A 14942-nucleotide genomic window follows, 5' to 3' on the forward strand; every position below is an offset into this window, starting at 1 on the left:
TGGAAGATAGATGAGAGAGCTATTCTGTAATGATGGATACACCGCCCGGGGTAACGGCTTTCGTGCATGAATGGCAAGATACGTATGGGTTCAGATCACCCCCACATGATTTGTGCCGCAGTAAGACGGGCGGGCCTTCGGGTGCAGCAAAATGCTGATCTCCCCAAATCATCAACATCATGATTATATAATAATAATCATACCCTTTTTGGGTGAGAAAATATTCATTTCGTATTGGAGCATGTTGGTATGTTTCTGCTTTTAGCACGCCGCTGTCAGTAAGTGCCTTAAGGCGAGACGAGAGCGTGTTGGGTACAGCGCCGGTGTCTTTCTGGATTTGATCGAACCTGCGAATGCCGGTGAATACCGCACGCATTACCAGAGCAGACCAGCGGTCTCCCATAATCTCAACCGAACCACGAAGCAAGGAAGGTTGGTCTGTCTGTACCTTGGTTTGATTTCTGCGTCTGCTATAAGACGGAGACATCCAGCCAACACCGGGGCCGGGTTTCCAGTCCACGTCTGTGAGCTCAAAAGCTTTGTTGCATGAACCGCAAACTGTTTGTGGTTCCAGTATGGAACCGCAATTCTCATGGCGAACGAGCAAGTCCTTGCGTGCGGGTGCTATACCCCATTTGCGTTCCCACCAATAAAGCATCAATACTGTTGAGAACAGACCGGCGCCTTTTGGCGTTAATGCATATTCTGTTGTTTTCGCGAGACCGGGCACATTGCGTTTTGTCAGAATATCTTTGTGGGTCAGCTTTTTTAGCCGATCAGATAAAAGCGCCTTAAGCAGGCCTGTTGTTTCCTGAATTTTACCAAACCTTGCTGACCCCATCCATATAGACTCGAGGATAAGTAAAATAGGTGCATCGCCAATAACCTCCAATGCCCGCCAAATAGAGCAGGTTTTCACCATGTTTTCTGCTTGCAGTACCGGGTTCAAGTTTTCGGCCATGAGGTTTATTCATCTTGGACTATAGCGTTTACGTACATTACGCGCCAAACAGAGAGATTAACCCTACCTATTCAAGCATGTATAATCAATATACGCAGGTTGTGCGAAATTAGATGAATGGCGGCTCTTCGTCCCAGTTGAAACCTCTGGGAGCGCCCTGGCTAATGCTGTCGGTAAATTCAGGGGGCCTTTTATCCAAGAATGACTGCACACCTTCTTTACCGTCCCTCGTACTGGTGTGGTACATCGTGCGGCTTTCAGCTGCATGGGCTTCCATCGGGTGAGATGCACCCATCATGCGCCACAATAATTGCCGGTTGAATGCGACAGAAACGGCGCTTGTATTTTCAGTTATCTCATGAGCGATCTCACGTGCGCGCTTTATAAGGCCTTCGCTATCAACAATTTCAGAGATCAATCCATTAGCGAGCGCTTCCTCAGCACCGAAGACATTGCCCCGGAAAGACCATTCGAGAGCCTTTTGAATACCAACAAGTCTGGGCAGAAACCAGCTTGAACAACTCTCAAGGGTGATGCCGCGCTGCGAAAATACAAATCCAAATTTAGAAAACGGTGAGCCAATCCTGATATCCATTGGTAGTTGCATGGTAGAGCCAACACCAACCGAAGCACCATTAATGGCCCCGATAACAGGTTTTTTCATACGGTATAACCGTAGCACGACCTCACCGCCGACATCCCTGTTTCTGACCATGTCCGGGCTTTCGGGAGCAATCGTTTCATCAAGGCCAAATACATTGCCTTCGGTTGACAGGTCCATACCTGCACAAAATGCACGGCCATTACCTGAGACAATGACGCTACGTACGGCATCATCATTGTCTGCTATATCAAGAGCAGTGATCAGTTCGCGTGCCATCTGAACGGTGAAGGCATTCATGCGGTCAGGCCGGTTTAATAGTATAGTATAAATACCCTCGGCAATCTCAGTCTCAATCGTTTCAAATGTCATGTGAAGCTCCCTGCATTTCATAAAGTTTATGATAGGACACATGGAAGCTTTGTCGAGCAATCTGTTGAGCTGGCATTGGCGTCGTTTGCATTTGCAGCGATATGCATGGCAGAATGTGTCATAGCGATAAGGTCAGGGGAAAATTATGCGTAATTGGTTTTATGAGCAAATGGCGATGTACTCGGCGTACCACCGGGATAAGCGCAACCAGATGACCCACCATGTAGGTGTGCCGATGATTGTGTTTTCTCTTATGGTTTTGGGTGCTCAAGTATCTCTTGGAAATACAGACTTTGGTAGTGTGACATTGTCGGGTGTTTTGATTGCGGCGTTGTTGGTCGTTTATACTATTTCTGTGCCGTTGGTAGGTATATTGTGTGCAGTTATCTACGGGGTTTTATTGGTTTTAGCGCAGCAAATTGCAGGCGTAGGTACTGAGATAGCTCTTACTGCCTTTGCAGTATTATTTGTGCTTGGCTGGATTATTCAGTTTTGGGGGCATGCTTTTGAAGGACGAAAGCCAGCTTTATTCGATAATGCCTTACAAATATTTATGGCACCGTCTTTCCTCGTTGCAGAAATACTGTTTTCACTTGGTATGCTGGGTGGCTTGCGCAGTGAAATGCAAAGCAGAATGGGACGTTATTTGCCAGAAAACGAGGCAGGTTGAAGGCATGTGTCACACCTTCAACCTTTGATTGTCTTTCACGCTATTCCTCAGGGATAATTTCAACCATTGGAATGCCTTTCAAAGCTTTGAAAACTGCGCTTGAGAATGGTTGTTTTGCCCAACCCTCAAAGAAAATTTTCAGGTAGGGGTCGCCGCCTGTGAAACGATTTTCAAACGCTGAAAAATCAAGTTTTTCCTTTGCTTCGTCTTCGCTTAGGCCTTCAGCTAATAATGTATCGCGTTGATCAGCAATTGAGTTGGATAACTCAATCAGCAAATCCACATATGATGTGTCGCGCTGAATATCGCCGTGGCCGGGAACCAGTATCTCGTACCCTAGTGCATTAATGTTAGCCATAGTGGCTGCCCACTTGCGTGGGGGTACGTTGAACAGGTACGGCACGGGGTGAACAACAATATCACCTGTTGCCACTATTTTATCTTTTGGTAACCACATGACAATGTCTCCTGCGGTGTTACCATCACCTAAATATAAAAACTCGATTGTGCGGTTGCCTGAAATAATGGACAGCTTGTCTTCAAACGTGATTGTTGGTTGCGTTATTTTTACGCGCTGCGAGTCTGCATGAATGATGTCGGCATCATCAATGAAGGTCTGATAGTATTTTCTGTGCGCAGGTGTGAGCGGATCACCGTCCCGGTCTTTGCCGGTTTCGAGATACCCCTCTACAGTTTTTTTATAGTTTGGTGTGTCTGTTCCGTAATTGTCGATATAGCGAATGCGTTTGCTGTTGAACACTTCGTGCGTGAATTTATGGCTAATCACCTGCACATTAGGAAATGCTTCAAGATATGGGTGAATGCCAAAGTTGTGGTCGCCGTGCCAATGGCTGATAGCAACATGAGTGACAGGCTTATCTGTTAGGCTGCGGATTTTTTTAATCACACGCTCTGCAAAAAGCGGTAAGCCGCCACCATCATATACCACAACACCTGTGTCTGAGATGACAAAGGTTGCTGTGCCCATAACGGGATTACGTGGATTGTCTTCTCTTATACCAACCCATACGCCAGGTGCTAGCTCTTCGAATGTCGGGATAAAAGGGTCTGCTGATGTTGGAGGCGTCATAAACACAAGCACGTTCAGGCTAATAAGAAGCCATTTGCTCGCTATTTTTTGGCATAAAGTGATAACAGTCATGGGTGATCCTCTTGTTTGTTTGGTTCAAGAGGGGGGCTTGCTCGTCCTTAACAACAATTAAGAACGCCAGATGGTTTCCTGGGCACGATAAACCGTGTTCTTAGGTTGATTACAACAGTACCTATAGGTAAGGGCTTGCAAGCCACATGATACGCCCAAAAATACGATGACTGCGCGGGCGATTTTTCAAATCGTTTACGGTTACTTGTCGGGCTTTATCAAACCGGGGTTTAACCCAATTACACATTTGCTGACCAAGATCGGGGTCATAACATTCTACGTTGAATTCAAAGTTTAGCTTCAGTGAACGGGCATCCCAATTAGATGAGCCAAAAAGCGTCCATACACCATCAACAATCATCAGTTTGGTATGGTCAAATGGAGGTGGCGATAAATATAGATTGCAGCCAGCACTTACGAGTTGGCGCATACCTGACATAGCTGCAACAGAGAAAAATGGCAGGTTATTTTTTTCCGGTATCAATATATCGATTTTAACACCGCGCAGCGCAGCTTGTTTTAGTTCTGCGACTAACTCTTGTTCCGGTAAAAAATAAGGACTTATGATCTGCACCCGTTCCCTTGCAGATGAAAGCGCGCTTTCCATTAACATAGCTGTTTTCTGGAATGGCTCATCGGGTCCGTCAGAAATAGCGCGTGCAGCAATTTTGCCGCCAGCTTTTACGTTTGTGTCAGCCCAGACTTCATCGTCTAACATTGGCTGATTTGAAAACAGCCAATCATCAGCAAATGTCTCTATCATTTGTTGAACAATCGGTCCGGCAAGCTTGAAATGCGTGTCACGAACGCGTTGATTGCCATGCTTGTCTTCAAGGTGATGTTTGCGGATGTTCATACCGCCGGTAAATGCAATGCTGCCATCAATCATCAGCATCTTGCGGTGTGTGCGTAGATTAAAAAATGCCAGTCGCCACGAAACGCGGGCAGGGTTAAAGGTGGCTACATCAATGCCGTGACGTCGCAGCAGATTGGTAACTGGTTTTAGGCCGTATAGATTACCGACTGCATCAACAAGCACCTTTACATCAACGCCGCGTTCTTTGGCTCTAAATAGTGCTGCAACAAATCTGCGCCCGGCTTGGTCTGCCTGAAAAATGTATGTGCTGAGTGCTACAGTTTTTTCTGCCCCGTCAATTGCACAGATCATTGCATCATATGCTTCACGGCCACCATTAAGTGGTTCAACACTATTCCCTGCCGTTAATTCACTTGCAGTAACACGCCGCGCTAAAAGGTCGTGTGACACCCAGCGATTTGCTGCGTTTGCATTAATATCTGTAATCGTTGGCCCTGACATAGCGCCAGAGGGTGTTATGCGTGGCGCAAGGCCACGTTTTTCACGCGCAGCAACAGCGCGCCTTTTAATGCGGCTTATGCCGAATAGTCCGTAAAAGATAAGACCAAACACCGGTGCAAGCCAAACAACAGCACACCACGCAATGGCAGACCTGACTTCGTCCTTAGTATTCAAGATATGGATGCTAACCAATATTTGTATTGCGAGCACACTGAATGCAATTGCAACACCATCCGGCCAAACCATTGCCTCGAAATCCATGAGATTCCCCGCTTTGAAACTGCTTTAATATATAGGTATATTTTTGTGTGCGGGAAGAGCGCATTCTTTAAGCGTCTAAATAAATATGATCGCCCTTGTTCATATCCGTTGCATTCGCTAGCTTGCGTGCATGAATAAAGCAGTGCTTAGATATAGTGATGACACACAAATTATGGCGGAAGCATTAACGTGCCGGCGCGGTGGCCGTACTGTTTTTGCCAATATGTCATTTACATTAAGTGCGGGCAGCTACTTGTGTTTGCGTGGGCGCAACGGTGCCGGCAAGTCAACACTGCTACGTTTAATCGCCGGATTAGTGCCGCAAAGTGACGGTAAATTTGTGGTGCAGGCAGGCGGTCAAGCTTTGGATATCAAAAGCAGCCTGTTAATGGTTGGGCATCTGAATGGCCTGAAGCCAGCTTTGACGTTGCGTGATAATGCGGCAATGTTCCAGAAGGTAATGACTGGGCAAAATCTTGATCAAGCAGTTTTACAGGCTGCTGCAAAACGATTTGCGCTTGCGCACCTTCTTGATCAGCCTGTTCAATATTTCTCAAGTGGGCAACGACACCGCAGTGCGTTGATGCGCTTTGAATTAGTGTCGCGGCAAATATGGTTGATGGATGAGCCAACCGTGGGTCTTGATAGTGATAACCGGCAAGCACTTGCGGTTATGATGCAATCGCATCTCGAGCGAGGTGGCATTATTATTAGTGCGACACATGATCCGATAGATGTTGAAGGTATAGAACTTAATTTGGATGACTTTGCGCCGAAACAGATTGGGCAAAATAGCCTTGAGAGCGAATGGTTATGACGCATTTACCCAAGATTAATGTTTCGTCTGCTGGTGCTTTTTGGGCTCTTGTTCGTCGTGATGTCCATCTTGCATGGGCTCAAGGCGGTGCAAGCACGCTAACGATTGGCTTTTTTCTGATTGCTGTTTCATTGTTCCCGTTTGGTGTAGGACCAGAACCGCAGGTACTGGCACGTATTGCGCCGGGTGTGTTGTGGGTCATTGCGTTGCTCGCCTGCGTGATAAGTCTGGACAGGCTTTATCAAGCAGATTTCGAAGATGGCTCACTGGACGATCTTGTGCTGTCACCTGTCGGCTTTCTCGGTGTTGTGTGTGCAAAGGTGCTGGCTCATTGGCTTTCAACTACCTTGCCGCTTGCGGTTCTTGCGCCGTTTTTAGGTGTTATGATGAACCTCAATGCAGATGGGTTTGTTGTACTAATTGTTTCGCTTTTAATAGGCACGCCCGCCCTCAGTCTTATTGGTAGTGTAGGTGCTGCGTTAACCGTTGCCGTGCGCCGTGGTGGTGTGTTGATGTCACTGATTGTGCTGCCGCTTTATGTGCCAACACTCATATTCGGTGTAGGCGCCGTGGATGCAGCCGTTAACCTTGTTGACCCGTTGCCGCACTTGGCCCTTTTGGGCGCTGTTTCATTGATGGCGATTGTTGCCGGCATCTGGGCATCAGTTATGGCGCTTAAGCTGGCAATGGAATAAACAATGAAAAAGTATATGTGGGACAGTGCGTCGCACTTGTCGCCAGCCTCGGATCAGTTTAGGTAGTAGCCATGCATAGATTCGCCAACCCAGCTCAATTTAACCGTCTCGCTGACAGCGTCATGCCGTGGGCGTTTTCTGTTATGGTATTGACGTTGGCGTCAGGCTTGTATTTTGCGCTCTTTGATAGCCCCGCAGATTATCAGCAGGGTGAAAGTGTGCGCATCATGTATATGCATGTGCCCGCCGCATGGATGGGCATGTTTGTGTACATGGTAATGGCGGTAGCTAGCTTTACGGCGCTTGTTTGGCGGCACCCGCTTGCATTAATTGCCGGTAAAGCAGCAGCACCGATTGGTGCAATGTTCACGGCACTTGCGCTGATTACTGGTGCACTTTGGGGCAAGCCCATGTGGGGCACATATTGGGTATGGGATGGCAGGCTAACCTCTGTGCTAGTCCAGTTTTTTCTATATCTTGGCTACATGGCTCTTTGGCAGGCGGTTGAAGACGATGAAAAGGCTGGTCGCGCCGCTTCCATTCTTGCGCTTGTTGGTGTGGTAAATATTCCAATCATTAAATTTTCAGTTGATTGGTGGAACACATTGCATCAACCAGCCAGTGTGATGCGCCTTGATGGCCCTACCATTCATAGTGATATGTTGTGGCCTTTACTGTTGGTGGCTGTTGGTTATCAAGCTTACTTTGTTGTCGCATTTATTTGGCGGATGCGACTGGAAATTAACCTGCGCAAGCTTTCGGTGATGCGTATGAATGAGGTAGCAGGTGGATGACTGAATTTTTAAATATGGGCGGATACGGTGCGTTTGTTTGGACCGCATACGGGCTAAGCGCCATTTCGCTTGTCACGCTTGTTTTGCGGTCACGTGCGCGAGCAAATGCAGTATTATTGCAAGTGGATGCCATGCGCCGCCGCCGCAAGGAAGAGGGCTGATGGCAGCGGGATTGAAAACACGGAAAAAACAACGCTTGCTGGTTGTCTCCATAGGACTAACGAGTTTGATAGGCGCAACGCTTTTGGTGTTGTTTGCGCTTGGCGGTGATAGCCTGAGCTTGTTTTTACAGCCGTCAGAAATAAAGGCGCGTGGTATCGAGCAGGGCAAACACTTTAGGCTGGGTGGTTTGGTGGAAAGTGGCTCATTCTTTAAAGAAGATGATGGTTTGACTTACCACTTTATTGTCACGGATTGTGCTGCTTCACAAGATGTTCAGTTCAAAGGATTATTGCCAGACCTGTTTCGGGAAGGACAAGGGGTGGTTACCGAGGGGGCGTTAAACGCAAACGGTGTTTTTGTAGCGTCGACCGTTTTAGCCAAACATGATGAAAATTATGCACCGCCCGGAACTTTACCTAAGTCTGAAGAACAATGTGTACACCCTGAAGCTGCGGCAAGCACATATGGTACAGCCTCTTATCTGGTAAGCGGCTAATATGGCTGGTGAAATTGGTCACTTCTCACTTATCTGGGTACTTGTTGCAGCAGCAATAGGTGCCGTACTGCCGCAGATTGGGGCTGTTAAGGGTGATACCCGATTGATGCAACTGGCAGACCGCACGGCTTATGTCCAATTCCTGATGGCCCTTGCTGCGTTTGCTGCGTTAACCTATGCGTTTCTGGTGTCCGACTTCTCAGTATCCAATGTGGCCGCAAATTCGCATACGCTAAAACCCCTCCTTTATAAAATATCAGGCGTATGGGGCAATCATGAGGGTAGTTTGCTTTTATGGGTGCTCATCTTAACGCTTTTTGCCACATTGGTTTCGTGGCGTGGTGCCAAATTGCCGCTACGCTTCCGGGCACGTGTGCTTTCTGTCCAGAGCCTTCTTGTTTTTGGTTTCGTCAGCTTCATTTTGCTCACCAGCAATCCGTTTTTGCGGTTTGACCCAGCGCCGTTTGAAGGCAACGGTCTTAATCCGCTTTTACAGGACCCTGGTCTCGCATTTCACCCCCCCATGCTTTACCTTGGTTATGTTGGACTAAGTGTATCGTTTTCGTTTGCGATTGCAGCATTGCTTGAAGGCGAAGTGACGCCATTGTGGGCGCGCTGGGTTCGCCCATGGACGCTGCTGGCATGGGTGTTTCTGACAGGTGGTATCGCGCTAGGGTCATGGTGGGCATACTATGAGCTCGGTTGGGGCGGTTGGTGGTTTTGGGATCCAGTTGAAAACGCAAGCTTTATGCCGTGGCTCGCCGCGACTGCGCTTCTGCATTCAGCAATTGTTGTTGAAAAGCGTGATGCGTTGAAAAGCTGGACTGTGTTGCTTGCAATCATTGCTTTTTCATTCAGCCTGCTTGGTACCTTTCTTGTGCGGTCCGGCATTCTTACCAGTGTGCACGCTTTCGCTGTTGATCCTGAGCGCGGCGTTTTTATTCTGGCATTTCTTGCAATTGTCATTGGTGGGTCGATGGCGCTTTATGCGTGGCGCGCCCCCAAAATGGTGCCCAGCGGTTTGTTCGGTATTGTTAGCCGTGAAAGTGCCTTGGTTGTTAATAATATATTCCTGTCCACATTTGCGGCTGTTGTGTTGATTGGTACATTGTATCCGCTGTTTGTTGAAGCATCGGGCGCTGGCCAAATAACAGTAGGGCCGCCATTTTTTGAATACGCTGCTGCCGTGCTCATGAGCCCACTTGTTGTGGCACTCGGGATTGGGCCTTTACTAGCCTGGAAACGCGGCAAGCTTCCAAAAGCAATGCAGATTGTGTTGCCGGCACTTGTCGTTGCTCTGATTGCAGGCTTGGCGCTCGTATGGTCACAGTCTGGCGGGGTGGTTATGACCGCTTTTGGTCTTGGGTTAGCTGTTTGGTTATTGACCGCCGTGTTTGCTGAAATTGCTAGCCGCATTAAACTTTGGCAATCGCCAGGAAATGCTTTTGGTCGGCTGCGGAAAATCACACGTGCACAATGGGGCATGAGCATAGCGCATGCAGGCCTTGCCGTTATTATTTTGGGAGTGACCGTTAGCGAAGCATTTACCGATGAGCAATTGCTCGTGATGGCACCGGGCGATAGTACAATGGTCGCTGGGCACACATTTACTTTTGACGGCGTTGCCCCTGTTGCAGGTCCAAACTATAGTGCTGTGCGCGGTTTCTTTACCGTCGCTGAAGGCGATGATTTTGTGACAACTTTGCTGCCTGAAGACCGTGTTTATTCAAACCCTGTTATGAATACAACAGAAGCCGCAATCTATCCGCTATTCACAGGTGACCTTTACGCCGTGATAGGCGAGGCGGCAGGCGGGAACCGCTGGTCGGTTCGACTGTACTTCAAGCCTATGATTTCGGCTTTGTGGGCAGGAGCTTTGATGATGATGATCGGCGGGTTGCTTTCTCTTTCTGATCGCCGTTTGCGGCTTGGTTTGCCGACAGGCCGGAAAAAAATTGCTGTGAAAGAGAGTGTGTGATGATCAATCGTTTTATCCCGCTTATTATTGTACTTGGGCTTTTTGCACTATTTCTTGCGCGTATGAATTCTGGTGAAAACCCAAAAGAGCTCGATAGTGTTCTTATTGGACGTGCTGCGCCGCAATTTGAACTTGCAAGCTTGCAGGGTGGTAACCCGCCGCTAACAACAGCTGATTTGAAAATAGGCAAGCCTGTACTTGTGAACTTTTTTGCCAGCTGGTGTGTACCTTGCCGCGCAGAACACGAAAGCCTGATGGTGCTGGCGGGTCAGTACCGTGTACCGATATACGGCATTGCATATAAGGACAGTCCGGATCGGTCACGTGCCTTTTTGACCGAGTTGGGTAATCCGTTCAGTAAAACGGGTATCGATCAAAATGGCCGTGTGGCCATTGACTGGGGTGTGACAGGTGTGCCGGAAACTTTTCTTGTCGATGGTGATGGTATTGTACGCTACCGGCATTGGGGGCCTATAGTTGGTGATGGATTGCGGAAACGTTTAGTGCCTGAGCTGGAGAAACTGCGATGATCCGGCAGTTTGTAGTTGTTATAGTGACAGCCTTTTTGGTTGCAGGTGCCGCTTTTGCGGTTGCTGTTGATGAAAAGCCGTTGCCTGACCCGGTATTGGAGGCGCAGGCGCGTTCATTAATGAAAGAGATACGCTGCTTGGTATGTCAAAACCAATCTATTGAGGATTCGAACGCAGATTTAGCACGTGATTTGCGCGCCATTGTAAGAGAGCGTGTCGCCTTGGGCGATACACCTGACAATGTTCGGGCATATCTTGTGGATCGTTACGGTGATTGGGTGTTGTTAAAGCCACCTTTTAATCCATCAACATATTTGCTGTGGGCGTCGCCGTTGTTGGCACTTGTTGCGCTTGCTTTGTTATTGTTTCGTCGGCAACAAAAAAATGAAACCCGTCAAGCTGCAATGGCGCCGTTGTCAGATAGTGAAAAAGCAGAACTGGATAAATTGCTGGAGGGCGAGCAATGATTTGGCTTGTCTTTGTTAACCTGACGATTGTTGCTTTGTTGCTTTTGCTGGTTGGTGGCAAGAGGAAGCAGAATACCATTGATCCAATTGATCATTTCCGTGCACAGCTGGCTGAAATTGATGCAGATGTTGCAACAGGTGTCATTGAAGGCGCTGCTGCTGATGCGGCACGTATCGAAATTCAACGGCGCATGTTGCGTGCAGGACAAAGTAAGACTGCCTCAGTAGTTTTATCAGGTGACTATCTTTCCAAAGGTGCATTAGCTGGTTTGGCGGCATTTATGGTTGTGTCGGTTTTCGGTGTGTATACAGTGTTAGGTTCTCCTGACACGCCTTCTGCGGCCAAGAGTGAGCGGGAGCAATCCGAAGAGCGATCAATCGAAGAAGGCGGTCCAACATTTGGTGAAGCAATTGCACAGGTGCAAGCGCATCTGGTACTTAATCCGCGTGATATGCGTGGTTGGGAGGTGCTTGGAAAATCTGCGGGTGCCGTTGGTGACTATGCATTAGCAGCGGAAGCCTTCGGTGAATTAGCGCGCATGAACCCACAAAACCCTGATTGGCGGCTAGAAGAATTTGAAGCTTTTGTCGCACATGCAAATGGTCAGATCACGCCTGCGGCACGGTTGGTGCTTGCCGCATTAATGGACATTGAACCAAACCACCCAGCAGGACAATTTTATGTTGGTTTAACCCAATTGCAGGCTGGTAACGAAGCTGGTGCTAAATCTACATGGCTTGCACTGGCAGACCGTTCTTCGCCGGATGCACCATGGCTACCGCTTATAAACCGGCAGCTTGCAGCGCTGGGCGTTGCCCCGCCGCAATTGAGCAGTGCAGACATCGACGCGGTTAATGCGATGAGCACAGAAGAACGTGAAGTGTTTATCCAGTCGATGATGGGGCGCCTACAAGAACGCCTCGAATCATCACCTGATGATCCCAATGGATGGGCGATGCTTGCACGTTCACAGCTCGCTATGGGTGACAGAGAAGGTGCAATTTCCACACTAAAAAGTGGAATTTTGGCCGTTTCAGATCAAAATGCAGCAGAATTACAAGCGTTTCTTGACAATTTGCTGGTAAATATTGATCCTTAATAACGCTTTTACGTTTGGCCATTATGATGTGGCGCGGAAAGTATCCGATTAGGCAAGTAGAAAACGCATGCCTTCCTACACTGCTGAATGGGCAACATGATTTGATTAAGGTTCAAAGATCATGGTTGATATAAATACCAGTAACGCAGCCTTGCAAGCGCAGTTGCAAGCAGGCCGGCAGTCCTCTCGATTAAGTGCAAGACCACCAGTTAGCGATAACGGTGCAAATCGTGCGCCTTCGCCGCAGGATGTTGTAAACCAGCGTGTAGAAGCGCGGCAGGATATACCGACAGCAGATCGCCGTGCACCGGTTAGGCAAACGGCTTCAGGAAATAGCCTGTCTACAACATCAGAAATTGAAGACGCAACACGCCGTGCCGAGGAGTTTTCAGTTTCTCGTGAGGCACCGACGGGCCGGTTTTCCAACGCGCCAGAGAGTGCGCGCCCGCAACCTCTCGGACAGATCGTTAATATTTTGGTTTAATTCAAATTTACGGGTAAAGTTTGCTGGACGTGGAGCGTGCGGCGCGCCACATTGTGGCTATGTCGAATCCACCGTTTATACCAGATCATTTTCACCGCACCATTCCTGAAGGGGATGACCATGAGCGCCTTGTTTGTGGTGACTGTGGCTTTGTTGCCTATGAAAACCCCAAAATTATAGCAGGTGCAGTTGTTACTTATCAGGATAAAGTGATGCTGTGTCGCCGCGCGATTGAGCCGCGCAAAGGTTTCTGGACAATTCCTGCAGGGTTTCTTGAGATGGGCGAAGCGCCGCACGAAGGCGCAATGCGTGAAGCTTTTGAGGAAGCGTGCGCATCTATCAAGATTATTGACTTGCTGGCGGTATATTCAGTGCGGCGTATTAGCCAGATACATATGATGTACCGTGCCACGTTGCCAAAACCAGCATTTGCTCCTGGCATTGAGAGCACAGACGTGCAGTTGTTTGAGTGGGCCGATATTCCTTGGGACGATCTTGCATTCCCTAGCGTGCATTGGGTGTTGAAGCACTATAAAGACGCCGAAGGCAAGACAGGCTTTGCCCCTTATACAAATCCGGCAGGGTGGGAGCATGTTTGAGCTTTTGCAGAAATTTCATGATCATGCAGCCGCTTCCGGCACTGATGTCGGTGAGCTGTTTGAAGGCGCTGTGCAGAAGATTTATGAGGCGTGGTTAAAGCCTGGAGATTTGGCCGTTGATGTCGGGGCCCACAAGGGGGCTCATCTATTTCCAGTTATCGAAGCGGTTGGTGTCAAAGGGCAGATTTATGCGTTTGAACCGATTGTATCCATGCATGATAACCTGAAGCGCAAACTGAAAAAAGCAGGTATCAGAAACGTTAAACTGCACCAGCTAGCCCTTGGGCGCGAGGCAACAGATGCGGCCTTTAGCTACTTTGAGAACCGCCCCGCTTTCAGCGGTTTGCAGCGCCGAAGCACCCCGTTTGATGATGACGAAGGGGGATTGAAGGAAGTTGTTGTTAAGCAGGTTATGCTGGACAGTAAGCTGCCCTTTTTCCGCAAAGTGTCAGCGATTAAATTAGATATTGAAGGCGGCGAACTTCATGCATTGATGGGGGCACAAAAGTGCCTGAAAAAATCCAGACCACTGGTTGTTTTTGAAAACGGCAGGCAGGCATCAGCAAAAGTTTACGGCTACACGGCTGATGATTTTTTCCAGTTTTTCAACGACATGGACATGGAAGTTTTTTGGCTGACAGGTGAGCCCTTTTTGCCTGAGCAATGGTCTAAAAGAATTCAATGCTGGGAGTTTGTTGCTCTGCCAAAAGAGCATACCGGATTTGCGGCGCAATTGCCGGATTTGTGTCGGTCTGTATTAAGCTAATGGTCTGTTAGCTCTCTTCAGATTCTTCCTGCGGTATGTATTTTGCCAGAAACGGCATTTGAATGATCGTGAAAACAATCATTGCACCCATATAGCCGAACGTTTTGAAATCAACCCAGGTGTCTGTTGAATAGTTACGCCATATCAGCTCATTTACCACAGCCATTACAGCCAGGAACGCCGCATAATTGCGAGTCATCATGCGCCACCCTGCATCAGGCATTTCAAAAGCAGATTCCATCAGCGTTTTCATGAATAACCGGTTGGTTAACAGTCCGAAAAACAGGATGGATGCAAATAAGCCATTAATGACTGTCAACTTCATCTTCACAAATGTTTCGTCTTGCAGGTAAAGCGTTAATCCGCCCATTACCGTAACAATAACAAGGGTGAACCACTGCATTTTTGCGATATGGCCCAGCCACTTTTTCGCGGCCAGCATGGACAGTGGGTGTGCCACCATGAAGGTTGCAGTTGCTGCATATATGCCGCCAATTTTGAAGGCAATAAAAAAGCTGATGAGCGAACCAAATTCAATGAGAGGTTTGATCCAACCTGCTGGTTTTGTCTGGATGGGCTCGCCTGTATTTTTATTTACTGATGCTTGTGGATTTTGTGCATCATCTGTTGCTTTTTTATCAATCACGCTGTTTCTCTTGTTTTTACTGAGTTGTGCAGACCCTATCGTCTCTTGTCGTCCGTGAAAAGA

The 14942-nt window shown here is 48.2% G+C and carries 18 protein-coding genes; 13 read left to right on the top strand and 5 right to left on the bottom strand.

The genetic code is table 11. The features are described from left to right. Positions 1-19 precede the first annotated feature (19 nt). Both OEU88_RS02715 and OEU88_RS02720 read right to left on the bottom strand, forming a co-directional pair. Positions 20-961, bottom strand: coding sequence for a winged helix-turn-helix transcriptional regulator (locus tag OEU88_RS02715; RefSeq protein WP_262693561.1), 942 nt, complete (start codon positions 959-961; stop codon positions 20-22). A gap of 109 nt (positions 962-1070) precedes the next feature. Then, positions 1071-1934 (bottom strand): crotonase/enoyl-CoA hydratase family protein, encoded by an 864-nt coding sequence (locus OEU88_RS02720; RefSeq protein ID WP_262693562.1) that lies wholly within the window; start codon positions 1932-1934, stop codon positions 1071-1073. A gap of 145 nt (positions 1935-2079) precedes the next feature. Between OEU88_RS02720 and OEU88_RS02725 the strand changes: the two genes are divergently transcribed. Continuing rightward, entirely contained in the window at positions 2080-2604 is a 525-nt protein-coding gene (locus OEU88_RS02725; protein WP_262693563.1) for an Mpo1 family 2-hydroxy fatty acid dioxygenase, read from the top strand. Between the two features lie 40 nt (positions 2605-2644). Here OEU88_RS02725 and OEU88_RS02730 read toward each other — a convergent pair whose 3' ends face one another. Beyond that, complete coding sequence (locus OEU88_RS02730; RefSeq protein ID WP_262693564.1) at positions 2645-3766, bottom strand: MBL fold metallo-hydrolase; 1122 nt, start codon at positions 3764-3766, stop codon at positions 2645-2647. A gap of 121 nt (positions 3767-3887) precedes the next feature. Further along, positions 3888-5345, bottom strand: a complete 1458-nt coding sequence (locus tag OEU88_RS02735; RefSeq protein ID WP_262693565.1) for a phospholipase D-like domain-containing protein — start codon at positions 5343-5345, stop codon at positions 3888-3890. A 130-nt stretch (positions 5346-5475) separates the two neighbouring features. Here OEU88_RS02735 and ccmA point away from each other — a divergent pair, with 130 nt between their 5' ends. The 12 genes from ccmA to OEU88_RS02795 all read left to right on the top strand — a co-directional run bounded on the left by ccmA (position 5476) and on the right by OEU88_RS02795 (position 14233). Continuing rightward, entirely contained in the window at positions 5476-6162 is a 687-nt protein-coding gene (gene ccmA, locus OEU88_RS02740; RefSeq protein ID WP_262693566.1) for a heme ABC exporter ATP-binding protein CcmA, read from the top strand. Then, the gene (ccmB, locus tag OEU88_RS02745) at positions 6159-6857 is read left to right on the top strand and encodes a heme exporter protein CcmB (RefSeq protein WP_262693567.1); all 699 of its coding nucleotides are present in this window, start codon (positions 6159-6161) and stop codon (positions 6855-6857) included. The genes ccmA and ccmB overlap by 4 nt, the downstream gene beginning before the upstream one ends. A 71-nt stretch (positions 6858-6928) precedes the next feature. Then, positions 6929-7651 carry a heme ABC transporter permease gene (locus OEU88_RS02750; protein ID WP_262693568.1) on the top strand — a complete coding sequence of 241 codons (723 nt, stop codon included), beginning with the start codon at positions 6929-6931 and terminating at the stop codon, positions 7649-7651. After that, positions 7648-7812 carry a heme exporter protein CcmD gene (ccmD, locus tag OEU88_RS02755; RefSeq protein ID WP_262693569.1) on the top strand — a complete coding sequence of 55 codons (165 nt, stop codon included), beginning with the start codon at positions 7648-7650 and terminating at the stop codon, positions 7810-7812. The genes OEU88_RS02750 and ccmD overlap by 4 nt, the downstream gene beginning before the upstream one ends. Continuing rightward, positions 7812-8309, top strand: a complete 498-nt coding sequence (gene ccmE / locus OEU88_RS02760; protein ID WP_262693570.1) for a cytochrome c maturation protein CcmE — start codon at positions 7812-7814, stop codon at positions 8307-8309. The genes ccmD and ccmE overlap by 1 nt, the downstream gene beginning before the upstream one ends. A 1-nt stretch (position 8310) precedes the next feature. After that, positions 8311-10287: a heme lyase CcmF/NrfE family subunit gene (locus tag OEU88_RS02765; protein WP_262693571.1), complete on the top strand. Its 1977-nt coding sequence runs from the start codon at positions 8311-8313 to the stop codon at positions 10285-10287. After that, entirely contained in the window at positions 10287-10817 is a 531-nt protein-coding gene (locus OEU88_RS02770; protein WP_262693572.1) for a DsbE family thiol:disulfide interchange protein, read from the top strand. The genes OEU88_RS02765 and OEU88_RS02770 overlap by 1 nt, the downstream gene beginning before the upstream one ends. After that, positions 10814-11284, top strand: a complete 471-nt coding sequence (locus tag OEU88_RS02775) for a cytochrome c-type biogenesis protein (RefSeq protein ID WP_262693573.1) — start codon at positions 10814-10816, stop codon at positions 11282-11284. The genes OEU88_RS02770 and OEU88_RS02775 overlap by 4 nt, the downstream gene beginning before the upstream one ends. Then, positions 11281-12384 carry a c-type cytochrome biogenesis protein CcmI gene (gene ccmI, locus OEU88_RS02780; protein WP_262693574.1) on the top strand — a complete coding sequence of 368 codons (1104 nt, stop codon included), beginning with the start codon at positions 11281-11283 and terminating at the stop codon, positions 12382-12384. The genes OEU88_RS02775 and ccmI overlap by 4 nt, the downstream gene beginning before the upstream one ends. 121 nt (positions 12385-12505) lie before the next feature. Then, positions 12506-12868: a hypothetical protein gene (locus OEU88_RS02785; protein ID WP_262693575.1), complete on the top strand. Its 363-nt coding sequence runs from the start codon at positions 12506-12508 to the stop codon at positions 12866-12868. Between the two features lie 29 nt (positions 12869-12897). Continuing rightward, positions 12898-13467 carry an NUDIX hydrolase gene (locus OEU88_RS02790; protein WP_262694178.1) on the top strand — a complete coding sequence of 190 codons (570 nt, stop codon included), beginning with the start codon at positions 12898-12900 and terminating at the stop codon, positions 13465-13467. Continuing rightward, positions 13460-14233 (top strand): FkbM family methyltransferase, encoded by a 774-nt coding sequence (locus OEU88_RS02795; RefSeq protein ID WP_262693576.1) that lies wholly within the window; start codon positions 13460-13462, stop codon positions 14231-14233. The genes OEU88_RS02790 and OEU88_RS02795 overlap by 8 nt, the downstream gene beginning before the upstream one ends. Positions 14234-14240: 7 nt before the next feature. On the opposite strand, the gene ispZ is transcribed toward OEU88_RS02795, so the two are convergent. Next, on the bottom strand, positions 14241-14879 hold the full coding sequence (ispZ, locus tag OEU88_RS02800) for a septation protein IspZ (RefSeq protein ID WP_262693577.1): 639 nt from the start codon (positions 14877-14879) through the stop codon (positions 14241-14243). Between the last annotated feature and the right edge of the window lie 63 nt (positions 14880-14942).

The organism is Kordiimonas aquimaris (genome assembly GCF_025574485.1).
Lineage (GTDB): Bacteria > Pseudomonadota > Alphaproteobacteria > Sphingomonadales > Kordiimonadaceae > Kordiimonas > Kordiimonas aquimaris.